At 65.6% G+C, this 19,116-nt stretch carries 19 protein-coding genes and 1 pseudogene; 11 read left to right on the top strand and 9 right to left on the bottom strand.

What is annotated here, in order from left to right; all coding sequences use genetic code 11:
- Window positions 1-163: 163 nt before the first annotated feature.
- Window positions 164-1,747, top strand: coding sequence for an alkyl hydroperoxide reductase subunit F (gene ahpF, locus M529_RS30040; protein WP_021316960.1), 1,584 nt, complete (start codon window positions 164-166; stop codon window positions 1,745-1,747).
- An 83-nt stretch (window positions 1,748-1,830) separates the two neighbouring features.
- Here ahpF and M529_RS30035 read toward each other — a convergent pair whose 3' ends face one another.
- On the bottom strand, window positions 1,831-2,475 hold the full coding sequence (locus tag M529_RS30035; RefSeq protein ID WP_021316959.1) for a glutathione S-transferase family protein: 645 nt from the start codon (window positions 2,473-2,475) through the stop codon (window positions 1,831-1,833).
- Window positions 2,476-2,590: 115 nt separating this feature from the next.
- On the opposite strand from M529_RS30035, the gene M529_RS30030 reads away from it, so the two are divergent.
- The gene (locus M529_RS30030) at window positions 2,591-4,873 is read left to right on the top strand and encodes an FdhF/YdeP family oxidoreductase (protein ID WP_021316958.1); all 2,283 of its coding nucleotides are present in this window, start codon (window positions 2,591-2,593) and stop codon (window positions 4,871-4,873) included.
- Window positions 4,874-5,070: 197 nt separating this feature from the next.
- Here M529_RS30030 and M529_RS30025 read toward each other — a convergent pair whose 3' ends face one another.
- On the bottom strand, window positions 5,071-5,844 hold the full coding sequence (locus tag M529_RS30025; RefSeq protein WP_021316957.1) for a hypothetical protein: 774 nt from the start codon (window positions 5,842-5,844) through the stop codon (window positions 5,071-5,073).
- Window positions 5,845-5,996: 152 nt separating this feature from the next.
- Here M529_RS30025 and M529_RS30020 point away from each other — a divergent pair, with 152 nt between their 5' ends.
- The 6 genes from M529_RS30020 to M529_RS50060 all read left to right on the top strand — a co-directional run bounded on the left by M529_RS30020 (window position 5,997) and on the right by M529_RS50060 (window position 12,350).
- Window positions 5,997-6,632: a YqaA family protein gene (locus tag M529_RS30020; protein ID WP_021316956.1), complete on the top strand. Its 636-nt coding sequence runs from the start codon at window positions 5,997-5,999 to the stop codon at window positions 6,630-6,632.
- A gap of 4 nt (window positions 6,633-6,636) precedes the next feature.
- The gene (lnt, locus tag M529_RS30015) at window positions 6,637-8,358 is read left to right on the top strand and encodes an apolipoprotein N-acyltransferase (protein WP_021316955.1); all 1,722 of its coding nucleotides are present in this window, start codon (window positions 6,637-6,639) and stop codon (window positions 8,356-8,358) included.
- Window positions 8,359-8,418: 60 nt separating this feature from the next.
- Window positions 8,419-9,624 carry a methionine adenosyltransferase gene (gene metK / locus M529_RS30010; RefSeq protein ID WP_021316954.1) on the top strand — a complete coding sequence of 402 codons (1,206 nt, stop codon included), beginning with the start codon at window positions 8,419-8,421 and terminating at the stop codon, window positions 9,622-9,624.
- A 549-nt stretch (window positions 9,625-10,173) separates the two neighbouring features.
- The gene (locus tag M529_RS30005; RefSeq protein WP_021316953.1) at window positions 10,174-11,151 is read left to right on the top strand and encodes a hypothetical protein; all 978 of its coding nucleotides are present in this window, start codon (window positions 10,174-10,176) and stop codon (window positions 11,149-11,151) included.
- 46 nt (window positions 11,152-11,197) lie between these two features.
- Window positions 11,198-11,893 carry a tRNA (guanine(46)-N(7))-methyltransferase TrmB gene (gene trmB, locus M529_RS30000; protein ID WP_021316952.1) on the top strand — a complete coding sequence of 232 codons (696 nt, stop codon included), beginning with the start codon at window positions 11,198-11,200 and terminating at the stop codon, window positions 11,891-11,893.
- Between the two features lie 223 nt (window positions 11,894-12,116).
- Window positions 12,117-12,350, top strand: coding sequence for a hypothetical protein (locus tag M529_RS50060; protein ID WP_161626323.1), 234 nt, complete (start codon window positions 12,117-12,119; stop codon window positions 12,348-12,350).
- Between the two features lie 246 nt (window positions 12,351-12,596).
- On the opposite strand, the gene M529_RS29990 is transcribed toward M529_RS50060, so the two are convergent.
- Window positions 12,597-13,481, bottom strand: a complete 885-nt coding sequence (locus tag M529_RS29990) for a LysR family transcriptional regulator (RefSeq protein WP_021316949.1) — start codon at window positions 13,479-13,481, stop codon at window positions 12,597-12,599.
- A gap of 77 nt (window positions 13,482-13,558) precedes the next feature.
- Between M529_RS29990 and M529_RS29985 the strand changes: the two genes are divergently transcribed.
- From M529_RS29985 to M529_RS29975, 3 genes are all read left to right on the top strand, one after another.
- Window positions 13,559-14,269 (top strand): SDR family NAD(P)-dependent oxidoreductase, encoded by a 711-nt coding sequence (locus M529_RS29985; protein ID WP_021316948.1) that lies wholly within the window; start codon window positions 13,559-13,561, stop codon window positions 14,267-14,269.
- A 20-nt stretch (window positions 14,270-14,289) separates the two neighbouring features.
- The gene (locus tag M529_RS29980; RefSeq protein ID WP_021316947.1) at window positions 14,290-14,523 is read left to right on the top strand and encodes a tautomerase family protein; all 234 of its coding nucleotides are present in this window, start codon (window positions 14,290-14,292) and stop codon (window positions 14,521-14,523) included.
- 131 nt (window positions 14,524-14,654) lie between these two features.
- Complete coding sequence (locus M529_RS29975; protein ID WP_021316946.1) at window positions 14,655-15,515, top strand: glucose 1-dehydrogenase; 861 nt, start codon at window positions 14,655-14,657, stop codon at window positions 15,513-15,515.
- Here M529_RS29975 and M529_RS29970 read toward each other — a convergent pair.
- The 6 genes and pseudogenes from M529_RS29970 to M529_RS29950 form a co-directional block, all read right to left on the bottom strand.
- Entirely contained in the window at window positions 15,468-15,890 is a 423-nt protein-coding gene (locus M529_RS29970) for a hypothetical protein (RefSeq protein WP_201766330.1), read from the bottom strand. The genes M529_RS29975 and M529_RS29970 overlap by 48 nt on opposite strands.
- Window positions 15,891-15,913: 23 nt before the next feature.
- A complete protein-coding gene (locus M529_RS29965) occupies window positions 15,914-16,675 on the bottom strand; it encodes an SDR family oxidoreductase (RefSeq protein WP_021316944.1) in 762 nt (253 codons plus the stop codon).
- A 212-nt stretch (window positions 16,676-16,887) separates the two neighbouring features.
- Window positions 16,888-17,306 (bottom strand): annotated as a pseudogene (gene tnpA, locus M529_RS29960) (IS200/IS605 family transposase).
- A 431-nt stretch (window positions 17,307-17,737) separates the two neighbouring features.
- A complete protein-coding gene (locus tag M529_RS29955; protein WP_021316942.1) occupies window positions 17,738-18,286 on the bottom strand; it encodes a hypothetical protein in 549 nt (182 codons plus the stop codon).
- A 52-nt stretch (window positions 18,287-18,338) separates the two neighbouring features.
- A complete protein-coding gene (locus M529_RS49065) occupies window positions 18,339-18,608 on the bottom strand; it encodes a hypothetical protein (RefSeq protein WP_152522539.1) in 270 nt (89 codons plus the stop codon).
- A 122-nt stretch (window positions 18,609-18,730) separates the two neighbouring features.
- The coding region (locus M529_RS29950; RefSeq protein WP_021316941.1) for an OmpA family protein at window positions 18,731-19,116 on the bottom strand (386 nt) is incomplete at its 5' end.

Raw genomic sequence — 19,116 nt, 5'->3', positions numbered from 1 at the left:
CCTGTGTCCCTGCCGGGCCGGGTCGAGCAACTCCCCGGCCCGGCGGGACTTACAATCAAAAGCTATCCTTATCGTCCCGCCGGGCCTTCGGGTCGCACCAACCCGGCGGACAGGATGGCCGCGCGCCCCGGAACGGCGCGCCATTATGCAAGGAGCTACGACGATGTTGGACGCAAATCTCAAGGGACAGCTGAAGTCCTACATGGCGAACATCACGCAGCCGATCGAGCTGGTGGCGTCGCTGGACGATGGCGCGAAGTCGCGCGAGCTGGAAACGCTGCTGAACGAGATCGCCGAGCTGTCGGACAAGGTGTCCGTGGTCCGCGCCGATGACGACAAGCGCAAGCCCAGCTTCATGATCCGCCGCACGGGCACCGACATCGGCGTCCGCTTTGCCGGCATCCCGATGGGCCACGAATTCACCAGCCTGGTGCTGGCGCTGCTGCAGGTCGGCGGGCATCCGTCCAAGGCCGCGCAGGAGCTGATCCAGCAGGTGAAGGATCTGGACGGCGACTATGCATTCGAAACCTATTTCTCGCTGTCCTGCCAGAACTGCCCCGACGTGGTGCAGGCGCTGAACCTGATGAGCGTGCTCAATCCCCGGATCAGCCATGTCGCCATCGACGGCGCGCTGTTCCAGGACGAGGTCGATGCGCGCAAGGTGATGGCGGTGCCGACCGTGTTCCTGAACGGCGAGCCCTTCGGCCAGGGCCGGATGGAGCTGGAGCAGATCGTCGCCAAGATCGACAGCGGCGCAGAGGCCCGCGCGGCCGAGAAGATCCGCAAGCAGGAGCCGTTCGAGGTGCTGGTGGTCGGCGGCGGCCCCGCCGGCGCGGCGGCGGCGATCTATGCGGCACGCAAGGGCATCCGCACCGGCGTCGCGGCGGAGCGTTTCGGCGGCCAGGTGCTCGACACCATGGACATCGAAAACTTCATCTCGGTCCAGCGCACCGAAGGCCCCAAATTCGCCACCGCGCTGGAACAACACGTCAAGGATTATGATGTCGAGATCATGAACCTGCAGAAGGCGGCGAAGCTGATCCCGGCAAGGCAAGAGGGCGGCTATCATGAGGTGGTGCTGGAAAATGGCGCGAGCCTGAAGGGCCGCACCGTGATCCTGTCCACCGGCGCCCGCTGGCGGCAGATGGGCGTGCCCGGCGAGGACGAATATCGCAACAAGGGCGTCGCCTATTGCCCCCACTGCGATGGTCCGCTGTTCAAGGGCAAGCGCGTCGCGGTGATCGGCGGCGGCAATTCGGGCGTCGAGGCGGCGATCGACCTGGCCGGCATCGTGGCGCATGTCACGCTGATCGAGTTCGACAGCCAGCTGCGCGCCGATGCGGTGCTTCAGCGCAAGCTCGCCAGCCTGCCCAACGTCAAGATCATCACCTCGGCGCTCACCACCCAGGTGCACGGCAATGGCGAGAAGGTGACGGGCCTTTCCTACAAGGACCGCAACCACGGCACCGAGCATGACATCGAGCTGGAGGGTATCTTCGTCCAGATCGGCCTGGTGCCGAACACAGAGTGGCTGAAGGACGCGGTGGCGCTGTCCCCGCGCGGCGAGGTCGAGATCGACGCGCGCGGCGAGACCAGCCAGCCGGGCGTGTTCGCGGCCGGCGACTGCACGACCGTGCCCTACAAGCAGATCGTGATCGCCTGCGGCGCCGGCGCGACGGCCGCCCTTTCGGCCTTCGACTATCTCATCCGCCTGCCCGCGAGCGAAGAGGCTGCGCAGGCAGCGTAAACAGGACGATGTTCCAACAAAAAGGGGGCGATCCGGCGAGGTCGTCCCCCTTTTCCGTTTGCGGCAAAGGCGCGGGCCAACTCTCAGGCAGCCGCCTTGCCCATCGCCCGCTGCTCCTTCTCCATCGCCTCGGCAAAGCTCGGCCTTGCCCGCACGGCGTCGAGCCATGCCAGCACACGGGGCCAGCGCCCGGACTTCAATCCGTCCGAGCAATAGCAGATGTTGATCAGGGGGCAGGCCACCGCGATGTCCGCCAGGGTGAAGCGGTCCTCCACCAGATAGCCGCTCTGCGGCATCACGCTTTCCAAATAGTCATAAAGGTCCGGCATCTTCTCCGCCTCCGCCCGATCCGCGGCGGCGGGATCGCAGGGCAGGCCCATCAGCTTGCCTGCCACCCGGTTGAAGAAGATCTTCTGCCCGGTCGCCTGCACGATGGTGTCGGCGAACTCCTCGTACCAGATGGTCCGCGCCCGGGCCCGGGCCTCCAGCGGGATGAGGTTCGGTTCGGGATGGAGCGTGTCCATATAGGTGATGATCGCGCTGCTGTCGCTGATCGTGAAGTCGCCGTCCTGCAGCGCCGGCATCTTGGCGAAGGGCGACGCCCTGGCGAATTCCTCGCCGCCGCGGCCGAAGCCGCCCGGCCGCATCTCGACCGCAATGCCCTTTTCCGCGGCGAACACCAGAACCTTGCGCACGAAGGGCGAAGGGCGTGCACCATAGACGATCATGGAGTCATCTCCTCTTTTCCGGTGCCGCACCTTCGCATCTCCGTATCATATTGCAACTGTTATCCAGCCGCGTCCATTGCTAGACTGCCTGACAGCATCATCCGGGAACCGCTCCATGACCGACAAAGCCGACCCCCTTTCACGCGACGTTCCCGGCGTAGAACCCTATGACGGCCCGGCCGGGGGCTGGGGCGCGTTGCGCGCCGTGGCCGTGGCGATCCGCGAGCAGATGGGCGCCTCCGCCGACACCCGCGCGCTGTTGCAGATGAACCAGCCCGACGGCTTCGACTGCCCGGGCTGCGCCTGGCCCGATCCGCGCCACACATCCTCCTTCGAATTCTGCGAGAACGGCGCGAAGGCGGTCACCTGGGAAGCCACGGTCAAGCGGGTCGATCCCGACTTCTTCGCCCGCCACAGCGCGACCGAGCTGCTGGGCTGGACCGACCATCAGCTGGAGGATGCCGGCCGCCTGACCCACCCGCTGCGCTACGATCCCGCGACCGACCATTTCGTCCCGATCCCCTGGGACGAGGCCTTCGCCCGCGTCGGTGCCGGCCTCCAGGCGCTGGAAGATCCCAACCAGGCCGAATTCTACTGCTCGGGCCGCGCCTCCAACGAGGCGGCCTTCCTCTACCAGCTGTTCGCCCGCGCCTTCGGCACCAACAATTTCCCCGACTGCTCGAACATGTGCCACGAGGCGACCAGCGTCGGCCTGCCCCAGTCGATCGGCGTCGGCAAGGGCACGGTCACGCTCGACGATTTCGAGCAGGCGGACGCGATCTTCTGCATCGGGCACAATCCCGGCACCAACCATCCGCGCATGCTGACGACGCTCAGCAACGCCGCGCGCCGGGGCGTGCCCATCATCGTCGCCAACCCGATGAAGGAACGCGGCCTGGAGCGCTTCAAGTCGCCCCAGCACCCGACCGAGATGCTGACCCCTTATTCCACGCAGCTCGCCTCGGCCTATCATCAGGTGCGCGTCGGCGGCGACATGGCGATGCTGAAGGGCATGATGAAGGCGCTGCTGGAGGCCGACGCCGCCGACCTTGCGGCGGGCGGCTCCGGCCTGCTCGACCGCCCCTTCATCGCCGAGCACACGACGGGCATCGAAGCCCTGCGCGCCGATATCGAGGGCACGTCCTGGGAGGAGATCGTGCGCCGTTCCGGGCTCACGCGCGACGCGATCGAGTCCATGGCCCGCGTCTATGGGCAGGCGGATCGCGTGATCCTGTGCTACGGCATGGGCATCACCCAGCATGAACATGGCACCGCGACCGTCCAGATGCTCGCGAACCTCCTCCTGCTGCGCGGCAATATCGGCAAGCCAGGCGCCGGCATCTGCCCCCTGCGCGGCCACAGCAACGTGCAGGGCGACCGCACCGTCGGCATCACCGAGGTTCCGGGCGAAGCCATGCTGGCGCGGCTCGACGCCCGCTTCGGCATCACCGCGCCCCGCGCCCATGGCCATGCCGCGGTGGAGGCATTGCAGGCGATGCGCGACGGCCGCGCCCGCGCGTTCATCGGGCTGGGCGGCAACCTGGCGGTCGCCATGCCCGACCCGGAGGCCAGCTTCGCCGCCTTCCGCAATCTCGACCTGTCGGTGAGCATCCTGACCAAGTTCAACCGTACCTGCCTGCTGCTGGCGAAGGAGACCATCGTCCTCCCCTGCCTCGGCCGCACCGAACTGGACGAACAGGCCGGCGGCCCGCAATGGGTGAGCGTGGAGGACAGCATGTCCATGGTCCACGCTTCGCGCGGCAAGCTGAAGCCCGCAGCGCCGGACCTGAAATCGGAACCGGCCATCGTCGCAGGGATGGCGAAGGCGGCCCTGCCCCATGTCGCGATCGACTGGGACTGGCTGGTGGCCGACTATGACCGCATCCGCGATGCGATCGAGGCGGTCTTCCCCGACTTCCGCGACTTCAACGTCCGCGTGCGGCAGAAGGGCGGCTTCCGCCTGACGGTCGGCGCCTCCGACCGCGTCTGGAACACGCCCGACGGCAAGGCGCATTTCCTCGTCCATCCGATCAGCGGCGCCAGCGGCGCGGAGAGCGAGCTGCTGCTCACCACCGTCCGCAGCCACGACCAGTACAACACGACGATCTACGGCCTCAACGACCGCTATCGCGGCGTGACCGGCCGCCGCGACGTGATCTTCGCCCATGCCGAGGATCTCGCCGCGCGTGGCCTCGCCCATGGTGACCGGGTGGACGTGGTCGCCGCCTCCGGCCGGAGGCTTGCCGGCTATACCGTCGTCGCCCATGCGATCGCCCGCGGCTCGCTCGCGGCCTATTATCCCGAAGCGAACTGCCTCGTCCCACTGGACGACTATGATCGGGAAAGCGGCACCCCGGCCTACAAGTCGATCCCGGTCACGCTCCGCCCGACCGCCTGAGGTTTCGCCCACTGAGTTGTCGTTTCGGGATGGAAGAGGGACACCGTTCGTCCTGAACCGTTCGTCCTGAGTAGCCATTGAGCTTGTCGAAATGGCGTATCGAAGGATCCTTCGATACGGAGCCTTCGACAAGCTCAGTCTCCTGCTCAGGACGAACGGCAGCCCGTCAATGGCGGGCAGATATCCTACAAAAGCCTTCAGTTCCCCGCGCCGGCGTCGTCGCCCGCGCCCGCCGGCGTTCGCGTATAATCGATGCGGATGCGAACCCAGCTGCCTACCATCACCTTGCCGTTGACGCGGGGCGGCAGCACCAGGAACTGCCAGGCCGCCAGCCGCACCGCCCGCGCGAAGCCGGAACCCAGCGGCGATTCCCCCAGCGTCTGGCAATTTTCGACATGATAGCGATCGACCGTCTTGCACGCGACCAGGCCCCAGCCCCGGGCCGGCGCGTCGGCGGGCAGATAGGGCGCCAGCTCCGCATGACTCGGCCGCCGGTACCATTCGGCCTCGAACAGCTGCACCCCGCCCGGCCCCTCGCCCGGTCCGACGACCGCCGCACTGTCGCCCTGCCCGGACGATCCCTCGCCCGGCCCCTTCTTCGGCATCCGCCCGATGTCGGCCGAGGCCATCTGCTCGCGGTTGAGCGACAGGAAGGGGAAGGGCGAAGGCTGCTCGACTGGCTTTTCGACCGGCTGGGGCGGCCGTATCACCGGCTCTGCCTCCCGCCGTTCCGGCGCTGGACGCTCCTGGCGCCGCTCCTCGCTCTTTTCGGCCTTCGCCTCCTCCTGCGCCGCCTTGGGCGCTGGGGCCATTTCGAAGGTAACGGGATTGCGGGGGTCCTGCGGCGGTTCGAGCACCTTGGGCGCCATCGTCAGCAGCGCCAGCAGCAGCAGCAGGTTGAACACCAGCGCAAAGGCGGCGCCGCCCAAGCGTTCGCGCAGCCGGGGCCAGGATATGGAAGGAAAGCTCACAAATGGGTCTGCCGCGCAGGACTTTCACCGGTCATGCCGAGACGCCGCTCGCCCGTCAACGCCGTGCTTCCGCTTTGCCTTCGAAGGACAACATTCCGTCCCGTCCAAAAGACGCTGGCGGCTCCGCGCGATCTCGGCTAGGGCCGCGCCCGATGCTCACAAAGCTCTACCAATGGACGCTGGCGAAGGCCGCCCATGCCCATGCCGAGCGCTGGCTCTTCGCCTTTTCCTTCATGGAATCGAGCTTCTTCCCCATTCCGCCGCATCCGCTGCTGGGCCTGATGTGCCTCGCCCGGCCGGAACGCGCGCTCCGCTTCGGGCTGATCTGCACCATCGCCTCGGTGCTGGGCGGCCTGTTCGGCTATGCCATCGGCCATTTCCTCTACGAGACCGTCGGCCAGCAGATCCTTTCCGCGCTGGGCTTGTCCGCCAAATTCCCGGTCGCCGCCTGCTATCTGCGCCAGTACGGCGCGGAGATCATCCTGATCAAGGGCGCGACGCCGATCCCGTTCAAGCTCATCACCATCACGGCGGGCTTCATCGGGCTGTCGCTGTTCACCTTCATCTGGGCCAGCATTTTGAGCCGCGCCTTCCAGTTCATGCTGGTCGGCATCCTGTTCTGGAAATTCGGCCGCCCGATCAAGGCCTTCATCGAGAAATATCTCGCCCTGCTCTCGGGTCTGTTCCTGGTACTGGTGGTGGGCGGTTTCATCGCCGCCTCGATGCTCTCGGGCGGCGGGCACAAGGACGATAGCTGTTCAGGCGCGACCATGGCGACCATCGGCTGACCCGATGCGGACGATGATCGCCCGCCACCCCAAGCTCGCTGCCCTGATTGCAGGCATCCTGTCCGCCACCGGCTTCGAGCCGCTGAAGCTTTGGCCCGTCGCCCTCGCCTGCCTCGCGCTGCTGATCCTGCTGATCGAAAGCGCCCCCGACCGCCGCGCCGCCTTCCTGCGCGGCTGGCTCTTCGGCCTGGGCCATTTCAGCCTGGGCCTCAACTGGATCGCCCACGCCTTCACCTTCCAGGACGCCATGCCGCACTGGTTCGGCTATGCCGCGGTGCTGCTGCTCTCGCTCTACCTCGCGATCTATCCGGGGCTGGCGACGCTCGGGGCGTGGTGGTTAAGGTCCGTCATCCCCGCGAAGGCGGGGATCCATCTCCCGACGTCGCAACGGGGGATGGGGCCGGAGATGGCTTCCCGCCTTCGCGGGAATGACGGGAATGAAGGGGGAATATTATCCCTCCGCCTCCTCCTCGCGGCGACATGGCTCGTCACCGAATATCTGCGCGCAACGCTGTTCACCGGCTTCGCGTGGAATCCGCTTGGCGCGATTCTTCTCCCAACCGGGGCTGCAATCGCGGCGACCGTGGTGGGCACCTATGGACTGTCGGCTATCGTCATCGTTCTTGCCGGCGCGCTGCTGTTCGACGCGCAGCGATGGATCAACGAAGGCGCAGGATGGAGTGGTTGGAAGGCGGGTCTGAAGTCTGCATGGAGAGATGGCACTTGGCCCTCCTATGCCATCCTGTCGCCGCTGGGCTTGTTGCTGCCGCTCGTGCCGTTTTTTCTTCTCCTGTCCTTGTCTACTTCCCCCGCCCCACCGCCGCCACCCGGCGCCCCGCGCATCCGCGTCGTCCAGCCCAATATCGGCCAGGACCAGAAATATTCGGTCGAGAACGAGTTCGCCAACTTCCGCAAGCTGGCCGCCCTGTCCGGCGAAACCCGCCCGGCTCCGCGCCTCATCTTCTGGCCGGAAGCCGCGATCCCCGCCTATCTGGACCTGGAACCCGAATGGCGGGGCCGCCTTGCCGCCCTGCTCGGCCCCGGCGACCTGCTGCTGACCGGCGCGGACAAGGTCTATTTTGAGCCGGTCGAGCAGAACGGCACGCTCGTCAACAAGATGGTGGCCGCGAACAACAGCGTCTGGATCGTGACGCCGCAGGGCACGCTTCCCGGCCGCTACGACAAGGCGCACCTCGTCCCCTATGGCGAATATCTGCCGATGCGCCCGATCCTGTCTGCCATCGGCCTTTCCCGCCTGGTGCCCGGCGACATCGACTTCAAGCCCGGCCCCGGCCCGCAGAGCCTTGTCCTTCCCGCCAGCCTCGGCCGCCCGGAACTGAAGATGGGCGTCCAGATCTGCTACGAGATCATCTTTTCGGGCCATGTCATCGACGCGGCGAACCGCCCGGCCTTCCTGTTCAACCCCTCCAATGACGCCTGGTTCGGCAGCTGGGGGCCGGTCCAGCACCTGGCCCAGGCCCGCCTGCGCGCGCTGGAGGAAGGCATTCCGATCATCCGCTCCACGCCTACCGGCGTCTCGGCGGTGATCGACGCGCGCGGCCATGTGGTCGGGTCGCTCGGCCGCAACCGCGCCGGCTATCTCGATTCCGGGCTGCCGCCGGCTCTTCCGCCGACCCTCTTTGCGCGGTTCGGCAACATCCTCCCCTTCCTCTTCGCAGCGTTGCTGCTGGGCGCTGCCATTGCAACCCGGTCCCGCAGCCGCTAAGGCGTCCGCTGCACATAAAGTTTTCTTTATACGCAGACACAGCATCAGACTGGAGCAACCATGCGTTCGAACTACCTCTTCACTTCCGAATCCGTGTCCGAAGGCCATCCCGACAAGGTCGCCGACCAGATTTCCGACGCCATCGTCGACCTGTTCCTGTCCAAGGATCCCGAGGCGCGCATCGCCTGCGAGACGCTGACCACCACCCAGTTGGTCGTGCTGGCGGGCGAGATTCGCTGCAAGGGCGTCTATGAGGACGACCAGTGGGCGCCCGGCGCGAAGGAAGAGATCGAGAAGGCGGTGCGCGAGACGGTAAAGCGCATCGGCTATGAGCAGGACGGCTTCCACTGGGAAACCTTCCGCTTTGAAAACAACCTTCACGCCCAGTCCGCGCACATCGCGCAGGGCGTGGATGCCAGCGGCAACAAGGATGAAGGCGCCGGCGACCAGGGCATCATGTTCGGCTTCGCCTGCGACGAGACGCCGGACCTCATGCCCGCGACGCTGGACTACAGCCACAAGATCCTGGCGAAGATGGCCGCCGACCGCCACTCGGGCGCCGCGCCCTTCCTGGAGCCCGACGCCAAGAGCCAGGTGACCCTGCGCTTCGAGAATGGCAAGCCCGTCGCCGCCACCGCGATCGTCGTCTCGACCCAGCATGCCAAGGGCTATGACGAGGGCGAGAAGGAAGCCGAGCTCAAGAACTACGTGAAGGGCGTCGTCGCGGAGATTCTGCCGGCCGAACTGCTTTCGGACGAGACCGTCTATCACATCAACCCGACCGGCAGCTTCGAGATCGGCGGGCCGGACGGCGACGCTGGCCTCACTGGCCGCAAGATCATCGTCGATACCTATGGCGGCGCTTCGCCCCATGGCGGCGGCGCGTTCAGCGGCAAGGATCCGACCAAGGTCGACCGCTCGGCCGCCTACATCACCCGCTATCTCGCCAAGAACGTGGTCGCTGCCGGCCTTGCCAAGCGCTGCACCATCCAGATCGCCTATGCGATCGGCGTCAGCGAGCCGCTGTCGCTCTACGTCGATACGCACGGCACCGGCACGGTCGACGATGCGAAGATCGAGGACGCGATCAAGTCGATCGAGGAACTGGGCGGCCTGACCCCGCGCGGCATCCGCACCCATCTCGGCCTCAACAAGCCGATCTACCAGCCGACCGCCGCCTATGGCCATTTCGGCCGCAAGCCCGAGGGCGACTTCTTCCCCTGGGAGAAGACCGACCTCGCCGACAAGCTCAAGGCCGCGCTCTAAGCCTTTCCCGCCCGCGGGAATGGGCAGCGAATCCGATCCTCTCCGGGCCATGCCCGGGGAGGATTTTCTGTTCCGGCGTCCGCCAGGGACGACCTTTCCAAAACATGACCAAGAGTTCATTGGCGTCCCGCCGCGATCCCCCGCATAGAGGGCGCGTCGGGCCCGCACCCCTGTCGGGCCCGGCACCCTCCTAGCCGGAGGGGGATGTCAACGCCCGGAATGATCGCCTCCGCCTGCCGGTCTGCGCCAGCTCCGCTCCTGCTGCCGCCGTTCCCAAGGGCCAGTTTCCCACAGCGATCATCTCCCCGGCTGGCTGGACGAAGCCTGCACCGCTTCCTCCCGTCGACCGGAGCCGGCTGGCTTTCCTCCGAAGGCGACCTCCTCCGCCGCGGCTTGTCACCGCGGCGATGCCCCTCTTGCCTCCTGCCGTCAGGTCTTCACTCCGCCTCCCGGCAGGAGGCAAGCCCGGGCACCGCCAAAGGGTTCCCGTCCCGCCGATTATGCTTTATCGATAGCCCATCATCTTTCTTGGACGGGGCCAAGCGATCGATGAAGACCCTTTTTCTGCATGCCGGCCATGGAAAGACGGGTAGCAGCTTTCTCCAGTCCTCCCTCGCCCTTTCTGCTGACACGCTGCTCCAGCACAATCTCTGCTATCCGGACCTGATCGGCAATTTCGCCGCGGCAAGGGCGGGCCGTATCACATCCGGCAATATCCACATTCTCAAAAAGACCCTGCCGACATGGCTCGATGATGCGCGAGCCCTCGCTCCCGCACACGGCTCGCTTGTCTTTTCCAACGAGCATCTGTTCGGCGCCATACGGGAAAGGGATTTCTTCGAAACGCTGGACGATGTCCGTTCGCGCGGCTTCACCCCCCGCATCCTGCTATTCGTCAGGAACCCGCTCGATCATGCGGTGTCCTATTATCAGCAGAGGATCAAGCGGTCGGGCAGCACCGCTGATTTTGGCACCTTCCTCGAAAGCTACGACGTTCCCGCAGAAATGCTGGAAGCGATCGATCTCCTGCAGGAATATGAAATCGAGCATCGGCTGTTCAACTACTCGAACCACCGAGCCGACCTTCTCGCCATCGCCAATGCCTGGCTGGGCCTACCGGATTCCACGCTGGCCCTGCCGGAAAGGACGACGGTGAATCGCTCACTCACCGCGGCCGAAATGGCGTTGCAGATGGCGTTCAACCGGTATCTGGGTAGCCGGTCTTCCGTGTTCGTCAGCGACCCGCTCTGCGATCAGCTTCCAGGGTTGAAGTCTGAATACCCTGCCGTCTCATATGATGCCTTGGCTGGGTTCCTGACGCGGATGCGCCATTCGGTCGCTTTGACCAATCCGCATATGCCGCCCGCCGAACGATATGTCGTGCCGGACCCGGACGAGGCGATCAGGCTTTTTCCCGGCTGCGATGACGAAAGCCCGCTGATGTTTACCCGGGGCCAGGTCGAAATTCTGGCTCGCCGCATCGCACGCCATATCAAGGATCTGGAATCCCGGACTCCGGCCTCCTGAACCACACCCTTGGAAATCCCGCACGATTGGCGTAACCGCCGCGCTCATGACCGCGCACAAATCCGGCGATCCGACCACGCTCAACCGGCTCTACGGCCGCCAGTCCGGGCACAAGCTCCGCGCCGGGCAGCAGGATCTGGTCGACCGTCTTCTGCCCGCCATTGCCGTGCCGGAGGAAGGAGAGGTCTCGGCCGCCTCGCTTTTCGGCGCCGACCGTCCGCTCCATTTCGAAATCGGCTTCGGCGCCGGCGAGCATCTCGCCACCCGCGCCGACATGCTCCCCGACCACGGCTTCATCGGCTGCGAACCTTTCCTGAACGGCGTCGTCGGGGCGCTGGGGCATGTGCGCGACCTGGGCCTCGCCAATGTCCGCCTCCACATGGGCGACGCGCTTTCGGTCCTGTCCCGCATCCCCGACGGCGCGCTCAGCTTCGTCTACCTGCTCCATCCCGACCCCTGGCCCAAGGCACGCCACGCAAAGCGGCGCATGATGAACAAGGGACCGGTCGATCTCATCGCGCGCAAGCTCAAGCCCGGCGGCGAATTCCGCTTCGGCACCGACCATCCGGTCTATCTCCGCTGGGCGCTGATGGTGATGAACGGCCATCCGGCCTTCGACTGGCTGGCGCACGAGCCCCGGGATTTCCTCACCCGGCCCGGCGGCTGGCCCGAGACCCGCTACGAGGCCAAGGCGCGCCGCCTGGGTCATGAAGTCTGGTACTTTAGATACCGGCGGAATTAGGGCGGCTTAGATGATCGGTATCGGCTGACCAGCAAGCTCAAGTCCTGCAAGATCAAGGGGTCGGGTTTGCAAACAGAGGCGGGCAGGTGTCGAATGCCTCATCGAACGGAGTCCCGGCTTTGGTCACGATGGTGGATGTTCCCTCCAGCACAGGCTGGATCGGACATTTGGCCGCGACATCGAGGAGGCATGTTCGCTGGTCTCCTTGCGAGCAAGTGGCGGCGTGCGCTGCCTTTTCGGGGTTGAAGCCGTCAAAGCTCTTGAGGACGTCCATGAAGCCGGGCACGGTGGCTTCCCGGGTCCAATCGCGCTGGAGCTCGCAATACATCTGCACGCGGCTGATCAGCTTCGCGCCCGCATGCTCCTCGCTTCGACCGATCCCGCGGCGCTGCTCGACATGATCGGAAGCTATCAGGTTCCGAGCGAAATGAAGTGGATCAGCTCTGACGAGCGCTGAAGGCCCGGTGCCTGACGCACGGTCTAGAAGCGAACTTCCCTTCAAGCAGCGGAATGGGGGACGTTGCCCATTTCAACCGCAGCATTCGGCAGGCTTGTCCGCCCCCTTCCGCATGAGAACTTGCAGAGCGAATAAGAAGGCGGAGAGAGACTTGTGCCATTCGATGGGCGCCCGCTCCGATAGGCTCTGGCGGCCGCGGAGGAATAGACCAGCCGTGGATCGGCTGCGCGGCGTCACTTCTCGGATTCACTCGAAAAGAGCCTGGCTTTTCCGGAAAATGTCGCGGATCTCGGCGGTCACGATCTCGATGGCGCGGTGGCCCCGGTCCCGCCGGCGCGTCAGGATATGGATCTCGCGCGGCGGCGGAACGGCGCCGAGATCGACCAGCCTCAGCAGCGGCTCGATACGACCGATATAATGCGGCAGCAGCGCGATCCCGACGCCCGTCCTCGCCGCCACCGCCTGCGCGAACTGATCGCCTGCGCGAAAGGCCAGTCGCGCGCGCGGAAATCGCCGGGAAAGCCACATCGCCTCGGGCAGATAGGCGTCGGCCTCGTCGAATCCCACGAAGACGGGCTCGGCCCCCTGCTCGATCGAGCGGCATAGCGCATCGACGCCATAGAAGCCGAAGCCCATCCTTCCAAGCAGCCGGGCGATCACATCGCCATCTTCCGGGCGGCCCACGCGGATCGCGATATCCGCTTCGTGCCGTTCCAGGCTGACGGAACGCAACCGGGTGGCGAGATCGATGTCGAGCCCGGCATGCCGCGCCGCCATCGCAGCAAGCCGTTCGGTCAGGAAGCCGGCCGCGAGGCCCGGCGGCGCATTGATCCGCACGAGGCCGGCGGGCGCGCCGTCTCCGACCGCCCGCCCCAGCTTCTGAGCTTCTGCATCCATGCCGCTCGCAGCTTCGAGCGTGCGCATTCCTGCGGCAGTCAGGACATACCCCGTCGGCCTGCGTTCCACGAGCGCCTCGCCGAGGCTCGCTTCCAGCGCGTGCAGGCGTCGCGCAATCGTCGCATGATTGACCCCCAGGCTGCGCGCCGCTGCGGACAGGCTGCCATCGCGCGCCAGTGCCAGGAAGACCCGGACATCCTCCCAATCGACAGCTGTGCGTTTTCTATCAGTCACTGCGCAAAGATAGGGAATTTTGCACGGATGGCCAGCGGCCTACATCGGGGGCCTTCCACAACGGAAAGGTCAATCCAATGTCCGACATTCAGAAAGTCGCCGTGGTCACCGGCGCATCGCAGGGCCTGGGCGAAGGCATCGTCCAGGCCTATCGCAAGCGGGGGTATCGGGTGGTCGCGACCTCGCGTTCGATCAAGCCCTCCGAAGATCCCGGCATCCTCGCCGTCGCCGGCGACATCGGCGATCCCGCGACCGGCAAGCGCGTGATCGAAGAAGCCGTCGCGGCCTTCGGCCGGGTCGACACGCTGGTCAACAATGCGGGGATATTCATCCCCAGCGCCTTCACCGACTATACGGCGGAGCAATATCGGCGGAAGCTGCACACCAATCTCGACGGCTTCTTCTTCATCACCCAGGCCGCCATTCCGCAGATGCTGAAGCAGGGCGGCGGGCATATCGTGCAGATCACGACCACGCTGGTCGATCATGCCGACGGCCGCGTCCCGTCGGTGCTCGCCTCGCTGACGAAGGGCGGCCTGGCCGCTGCGACGCGCAGCCTCGCCATCGAATATGCCACGCGCGGCATTCGCGTGAACGCGGTGTCGCCGGGCATCATCAAGACGCCGATGAACCCGCCCGCGACGCACCAAACGCTCGCCGCGCTCCATCCGGTAAACCGCATGGGCGAGGTGGAGGATATCGCGCAGGCCGTCCTCTACCTGGAGGATGCGCCTTTCGTCACCGGCGAGATCCTTCATGTCGACGGCGGCATGATCGCCGGCCACTGAAGCAGAAAAGGAGGAAGGCCATGCCCATCGTCACGATCCAGGTGACCCGCGAAGGCACCGTAGCGGGCGCCGACCGCACCACGTCGGAGCAGAAGGCGGCGATCCACAAGGGGATCGCCGACCTCCTCCAGGATGTGCTCGGCAAGGATCCCGAGGACACCTTCGTCATTTTCCAGGAAGTCGAGCTGGAGGATTGGGGCAGGGGCGGTCTTGCCGTCCCCGCCTGGCGTGCAGCCCGAAACACCCCGGGCTAGCCAGCAACACGGACCACCAAGCACGCGAGGCGATGCCACGCCTTCGCCTCACACCCTCCCGCGGACCGGTCCGTCCCGAATGGCTGAACCATCCTCTGTCCCATGTGTTGGCGGCAGGAAGGAGAAGCGCCATGACCCCATCCGACAATTATGAAGAGATGATCCGCGAGGACTCGCTCCCCGGCCATGAATCCCGACTGGAGCCCAAGCCGGAATGGGAGCCGCGCTATCCGGGTTCCGGCCGCCTCGCTGGCAAGATCGCGCTCGTCACCGGCGCCGACAGCGGCATCGGTCGCGCCGTCGCCGCCCTTTTCGCCCGCGAAGGGGCTGACGTCGCCATCCTCTACTTGTGCGAACATGACGACGCGGAGAAGACGGCGCAGATCGTGAAAGCGGAAGGGCGACAGGCCCTGACCATCGCCGGCGATATCGGCGACAAGGCCTTCTGCGACGACGCGGTGCGCCAGGTGATCGATCGCTTCGGCCGCCTCGACATCCTGGTCAACAATGCCGGCGAGCAGCACCCGGACCAGGACATCACCGCCATTACGGAGGAGCAGCTCCGCCGCACCTTCCAGACCAACATCTTCGGCATGTTCTTCCTGACGCAGGCCGCCCGCCCGCACCTCCGGCGGGGCGCGGCGATCGTCAACTGCACCAGCGTGACCATGTATCAGGGATCGTCGGAACTGCTGGACTATTCCAGCACAAAGGGCGCGATCACGGCCTTTACCCGCAGCCTGTCGGAAAATCTGGTGAAGGACGGCATTCGCGTCAACGCGGTGGCGCCGGGTCCGATCTGGACCCCGCTCAATCCCAGCGGCGGCGCCAGCGAGGAAAAGCTTGCGCATTTCGGCGAGTCCACCCCAATGGGCCGACCCGGCCAGCCCAATGAGGTCGCCCCCGCCTTCCTCTTCCTCGCCTGCGAGGATGCCAGCTACATGTCAGGCCAGGTGCTGCACCCCAATGGCGGGATGATCGTCAACGGCTGATCCCGCCCACACGGCCCTGACGGCGAGCGCCGCCGTCAGGATCGCCGGCAGGGTGACCGCCGGGAAATCCCGTACCAAAGACGAGGGGCCGCAGATGCCGACCGCCACTTCCCAGAAATGGAACAGCGCATGGCCCGACAGCCATAGTGCGGCCGCGCTCCACAGCCACGGCCGCGCTGCCCGCCGGGCGGCACCGACGATCATCGCTGCGCCCACGCCCAGGAAGATGAGCCCGATGTCCCGCAGGAAATGCGCGTTATAGGGGCCGGTGCCGGTCACGCCCGGCACGGCGAAATACCAGTTCACCGGGTCCACCAGCATCGCAATGGCGTTGCCGATCGCCAGCAGGCCGATCAACGCGCCCGCACTTGTCACGAGCCGTTCCATCGCCTGCCCTCTCACGCTACACCTGTGGGGGCCTGAGCTGCCAGCCAGTCGTCAAGCCGCGTCGGCATCAGCCGCGCGCCCGCGCCGGGCACCAGCGATCCGGCATCGAGCCGCGTCCCGAAATAGGGCGCTTCCGCGCTTTCGATCACCGCTCGCCGATCCCCGACGGCATGCATCCAGCGGCCAACGAAGCCCGCCAGCGTGCCGCGATCCGGCCCGCCAATCTCCACGATGCCGTTCACCGGACCCTGCTCCGCACCATCCGCCAGGGCCAGGGCCACGTCATCTGCCGCCATCGGCTGCATGCCGCCCGTTGACAGGTGCAGCCCGTCTTCCGCCGCGCTGCTCCCGGCCACAGCGCCCAGAAACTCGAAAAACTGGGTCGCCCTGACGATGCTATATCCTGTTCCCGCCTCGGCGATCATCCGCTCCTGGGCCAGCTTCGCCCGGAAATAGCCGGACTCGGGCAACCGGTCCGCGCCGACCACCGACAGCGCCACATGATGCGCCACTCCTGCCGCCTTTGCGGCCGCGAGCAGATTGCGGGTTGAAACGCTGAAGAAGGACATCACGGCCTCATCGGCGAAGGAGGGCGAATTGGTCACGTCGACCACCGCGTCCGCACCGTTCAGCGCCGCCGCCAACCCGGCGCCCGTCAGCGTGTCCACGCCTGTCGATGGAGAGGCGGCCACCACGTCATGCCCCCGTCCTTCCAGAATGGCGGCTAGCTTCCGGCCGATCAGGCCCGATCCGCCGGCGATCACGATCTTCATCTCTCGTCTCCTGCTGCGTCAGGGCCGCTGATCGACCCGTTCGCAGCCCTGACGAGGCAGGCCCCCTGCCTGTGACATGGGCGGTGGAAAATCTGGGAAGGAGCCCGGACAAATCGCGGCGCCCTAAATTAGGACCGATCGACATTCAGAAGATGGCGTGCCGAGCCATAGGCCAGCGAAGCTGAATGACTGACCGGCTGACGCCGGTAGGATCATGGGGAGGGGCTGAAGCCGTTCTTGTGGCCATGTTTGTCGAGGTAACGCAGGATGATGTCATCGGTGATGTTGCCGGACGTGGTGGAGAAGTAACCGCGCTGCCAGAAGCGTGGCCCCAATAGCGCTTGCGGATGTGCTCGAACTCCTGCTGGATTTTGCGCGACGATCGCCCCTTGGCACGGCGAACGAAGTCGCTGACCGAGACATGCGGAGGGATTTCCACGAACATGTGGACATGATCGCGCGACAGTACGCCATGAACGATCGTCACGCCCATTTCGGCACAAACCTGTCGAATGATCTCCCGGACCCGCAAGCGCACCTCGCCATGCAGCACTTTGAACCGATATTTCGGCGCCCAGACCAGATGGTAGCGATGATGAAATGTCGTGTGACAACCGCTGCTGTAGCCCATAGCCTGTACCCTCGGAGAAAAATGAACCCTCGCCCTTTGGGCTGTTCATTTTTCTCCGAGGGTACAGGCTACTGGCCGAGGCTGTGGCTGAAGCCAGCATCCGACTGAAGTCGCAGGGGTTCCTCCCTCAAGGGGACTCTAAAATGGTGGTTTTGCGTGACCCGGAGCGCAGCGTACTAAAAGTACGTGAGCACCGGAAGCATGCAGAACCGCCATTTGCAGGCCGTCAGGGCTGAATGTCGATCGGTCCTAGGAAGCGGCGGTTGGAGAATAATCATCCTCCCCTGGCAGGGAAGGTGGCAGGCGCTTAGCGCCTGCCGGAGGGCTGTCCCGCTCTCGAAGGCGGGATTCCCTTATCGCTTCATTCCCGCTATGAATGGGATGAATATCGGCGCTAACGGATCCCGCCTGGCCATCGGTCAACGCAACCCTCAGTTCGCCTTGCTCATATCCACCTTCTCGACCCATTCTGGGTAGAAGGTCGGCTCGCGGTTCGACCAGCCGGCCGCCGTCGCTGCCGCCTCGCTGATCGACTGGAGCAGCGCGCGGCGCTTTTCGGGATGCAGATGCGGCAGGCTCGCCGCGGCGCAGAAGGCGCCGGGCAGCCAGGGGCGCGCGCCCGCGCCGAGCAGCCGCTCGTACAGGAAGCGATAGGCGGAAAAGCTACCGAGCCGGTCCTGGCCCAGATCGAAGGCGGAGATCGTCACAAGCGGGGCCATGAAAGGCTCCATCTGGTCGAGCCCACTGTCGTCGGGCACGCGCGCCTTGATTTCTTCCAGTCGGCCATAGACGCGCGCCTGCGCGCGGATGCTGGCTTCCTCGACCAGATCGCGGGACCACAGGCTCATCGCGTCGCGGCGATGGAGGCCGATGTCGAGCGATCGGCGGATATACCGCTGGGTCGCACCCGGAAAGCTTGCGAACTCACGCAGCTCCGCCAGGGTGATGGCGCCGTCCGCTGGTCTTGCACTCGTACCCATGCTCATGCCCTCCCGACTGAAAGTCGATAGTGGGAACATGCGCCCTTTATGGTTACTGAACGCTTAAACGCTTGTTCCACCCGCGTTCATAAGGGAACAGATTTTGTTGTGCGGCGCAACATGAAAAATTTGTGAAAGCGTTGAAGCGTTTACAAGGCACTCCACCGCTCTGCGGAAACGGACCGGTCGGCGCGAAACCACCGGCCGGCGCGTGGATAAAAAGGCTGCGCTCGATCGTGCCAACCCGCACTCCCTGCCCCATGGCCTCCGCCCACGCTTCGCGATCGCCCCACCCCACCGGCTTCTGAAGCACCTCATCCACTTCCGGCCCGCTCCCCGGCCCAATCCCTCGGCGCAGGGGTTTGCAGAAAGAAGGTGCTCAAAGAGAAAGGGGCCGGTCTTGCGACCAGCCCCTTCCCTTTTTCGTTCTGCGAAGCGCGTGTCTTACTGACCAGCGCCCGGACCGTAGGTGATTTCCACGCGACGGTTCTGCAGTTCGCGGACGCCGTCGGCGGTCTCGACGCGGGGGTTCGTTTCACCGAACGCCTGGGTCGTCATGACGCCGTCGGGGATGCCCTTCGAAGCCATGTAGGCCTTGACTGCGTCAGCGCGACGCTGCGACAGGCCGACGTTGTACGAGGCCGAACCCGAACGGTCCGCATAACCCGCCAGCATGACCTGGGCGCTGCCGCAGTTGCTGTAGGCCGAAACCGCGTTGTCCAGGATGGTGGCGGCATCAGGCGTGATGTCCGACTTATCCCATTCGAAGAACACGATGTACGGCCCGGGGCTGCACTCCGGAGCCGCAGGCGGCGGCGGAGGCGGCGGGG

The sequence above is a fragment of the Sphingobium ummariense RL-3 genome (assembly GCF_000447205.1).
Taxonomy (GTDB): domain Bacteria; phylum Pseudomonadota; class Alphaproteobacteria; order Sphingomonadales; family Sphingomonadaceae; genus Sphingobium; species Sphingobium ummariense.
Note: the sequence above shows the minus strand (reverse complement) of the source record. Positions and strands in the feature narration are given on the sequence as shown.

Bases quoted from the DNA above. Each gene is read 5' to 3' on its own strand.
- M529_RS29965 (WP_021316944.1), bottom strand. From the start codon at position 16,675: ATGAAGATCGTGATCGCCGGCGGATCGGGCCTGATCGGCCGGAAGCTA.
- M529_RS29975 (WP_021316946.1), top strand. From the start codon at position 14,655: ATGACCCCATCCGACAATTATGAAGAGATGATCCGCGAGGACTCGCTC.
- M529_RS30020 (WP_021316956.1), top strand. From the start codon at position 5,997: ATGCTCACAAAGCTCTACCAATGGACGCTGGCGAAGGCCGCCCATGCC.
- M529_RS29980 (WP_021316947.1), top strand. From the start codon at position 14,290: ATGCCCATCGTCACGATCCAGGTGACCCGCGAAGGCACCGTAGCGGGC.
- lnt (WP_021316955.1), top strand. From the start codon at position 6,637: ATGCGGACGATGATCGCCCGCCACCCCAAGCTCGCTGCCCTGATTGCA.
- M529_RS30005 (WP_021316953.1), top strand. From the start codon at position 10,174: ATGAAGACCCTTTTTCTGCATGCCGGCCATGGAAAGACGGGTAGCAGC.
- M529_RS29985 (WP_021316948.1), top strand. From the start codon at position 13,559: ATGTCCGACATTCAGAAAGTCGCCGTGGTCACCGGCGCATCGCAGGGC.
- M529_RS30030 (WP_021316958.1), top strand. From the start codon at position 2,591: ATGACCGACAAAGCCGACCCCCTTTCACGCGACGTTCCCGGCGTAGAA.
- M529_RS29955 (WP_021316942.1), bottom strand. From the start codon at position 18,286: ATGGGTACGAGTGCAAGACCAGCGGACGGCGCCATCACCCTGGCGGAG.
- M529_RS30035 (WP_021316959.1), bottom strand. From the start codon at position 2,475: ATGATCGTCTATGGTGCACGCCCTTCGCCCTTCGTGCGCAAGGTTCTG.
- trmB (WP_021316952.1), top strand. From the start codon at position 11,198: ATGACCGCGCACAAATCCGGCGATCCGACCACGCTCAACCGGCTCTAC.
- metK (WP_021316954.1), top strand. From the start codon at position 8,419: ATGCGTTCGAACTACCTCTTCACTTCCGAATCCGTGTCCGAAGGCCAT.
- ahpF (WP_021316960.1), top strand. From the start codon at position 164: ATGTTGGACGCAAATCTCAAGGGACAGCTGAAGTCCTACATGGCGAAC.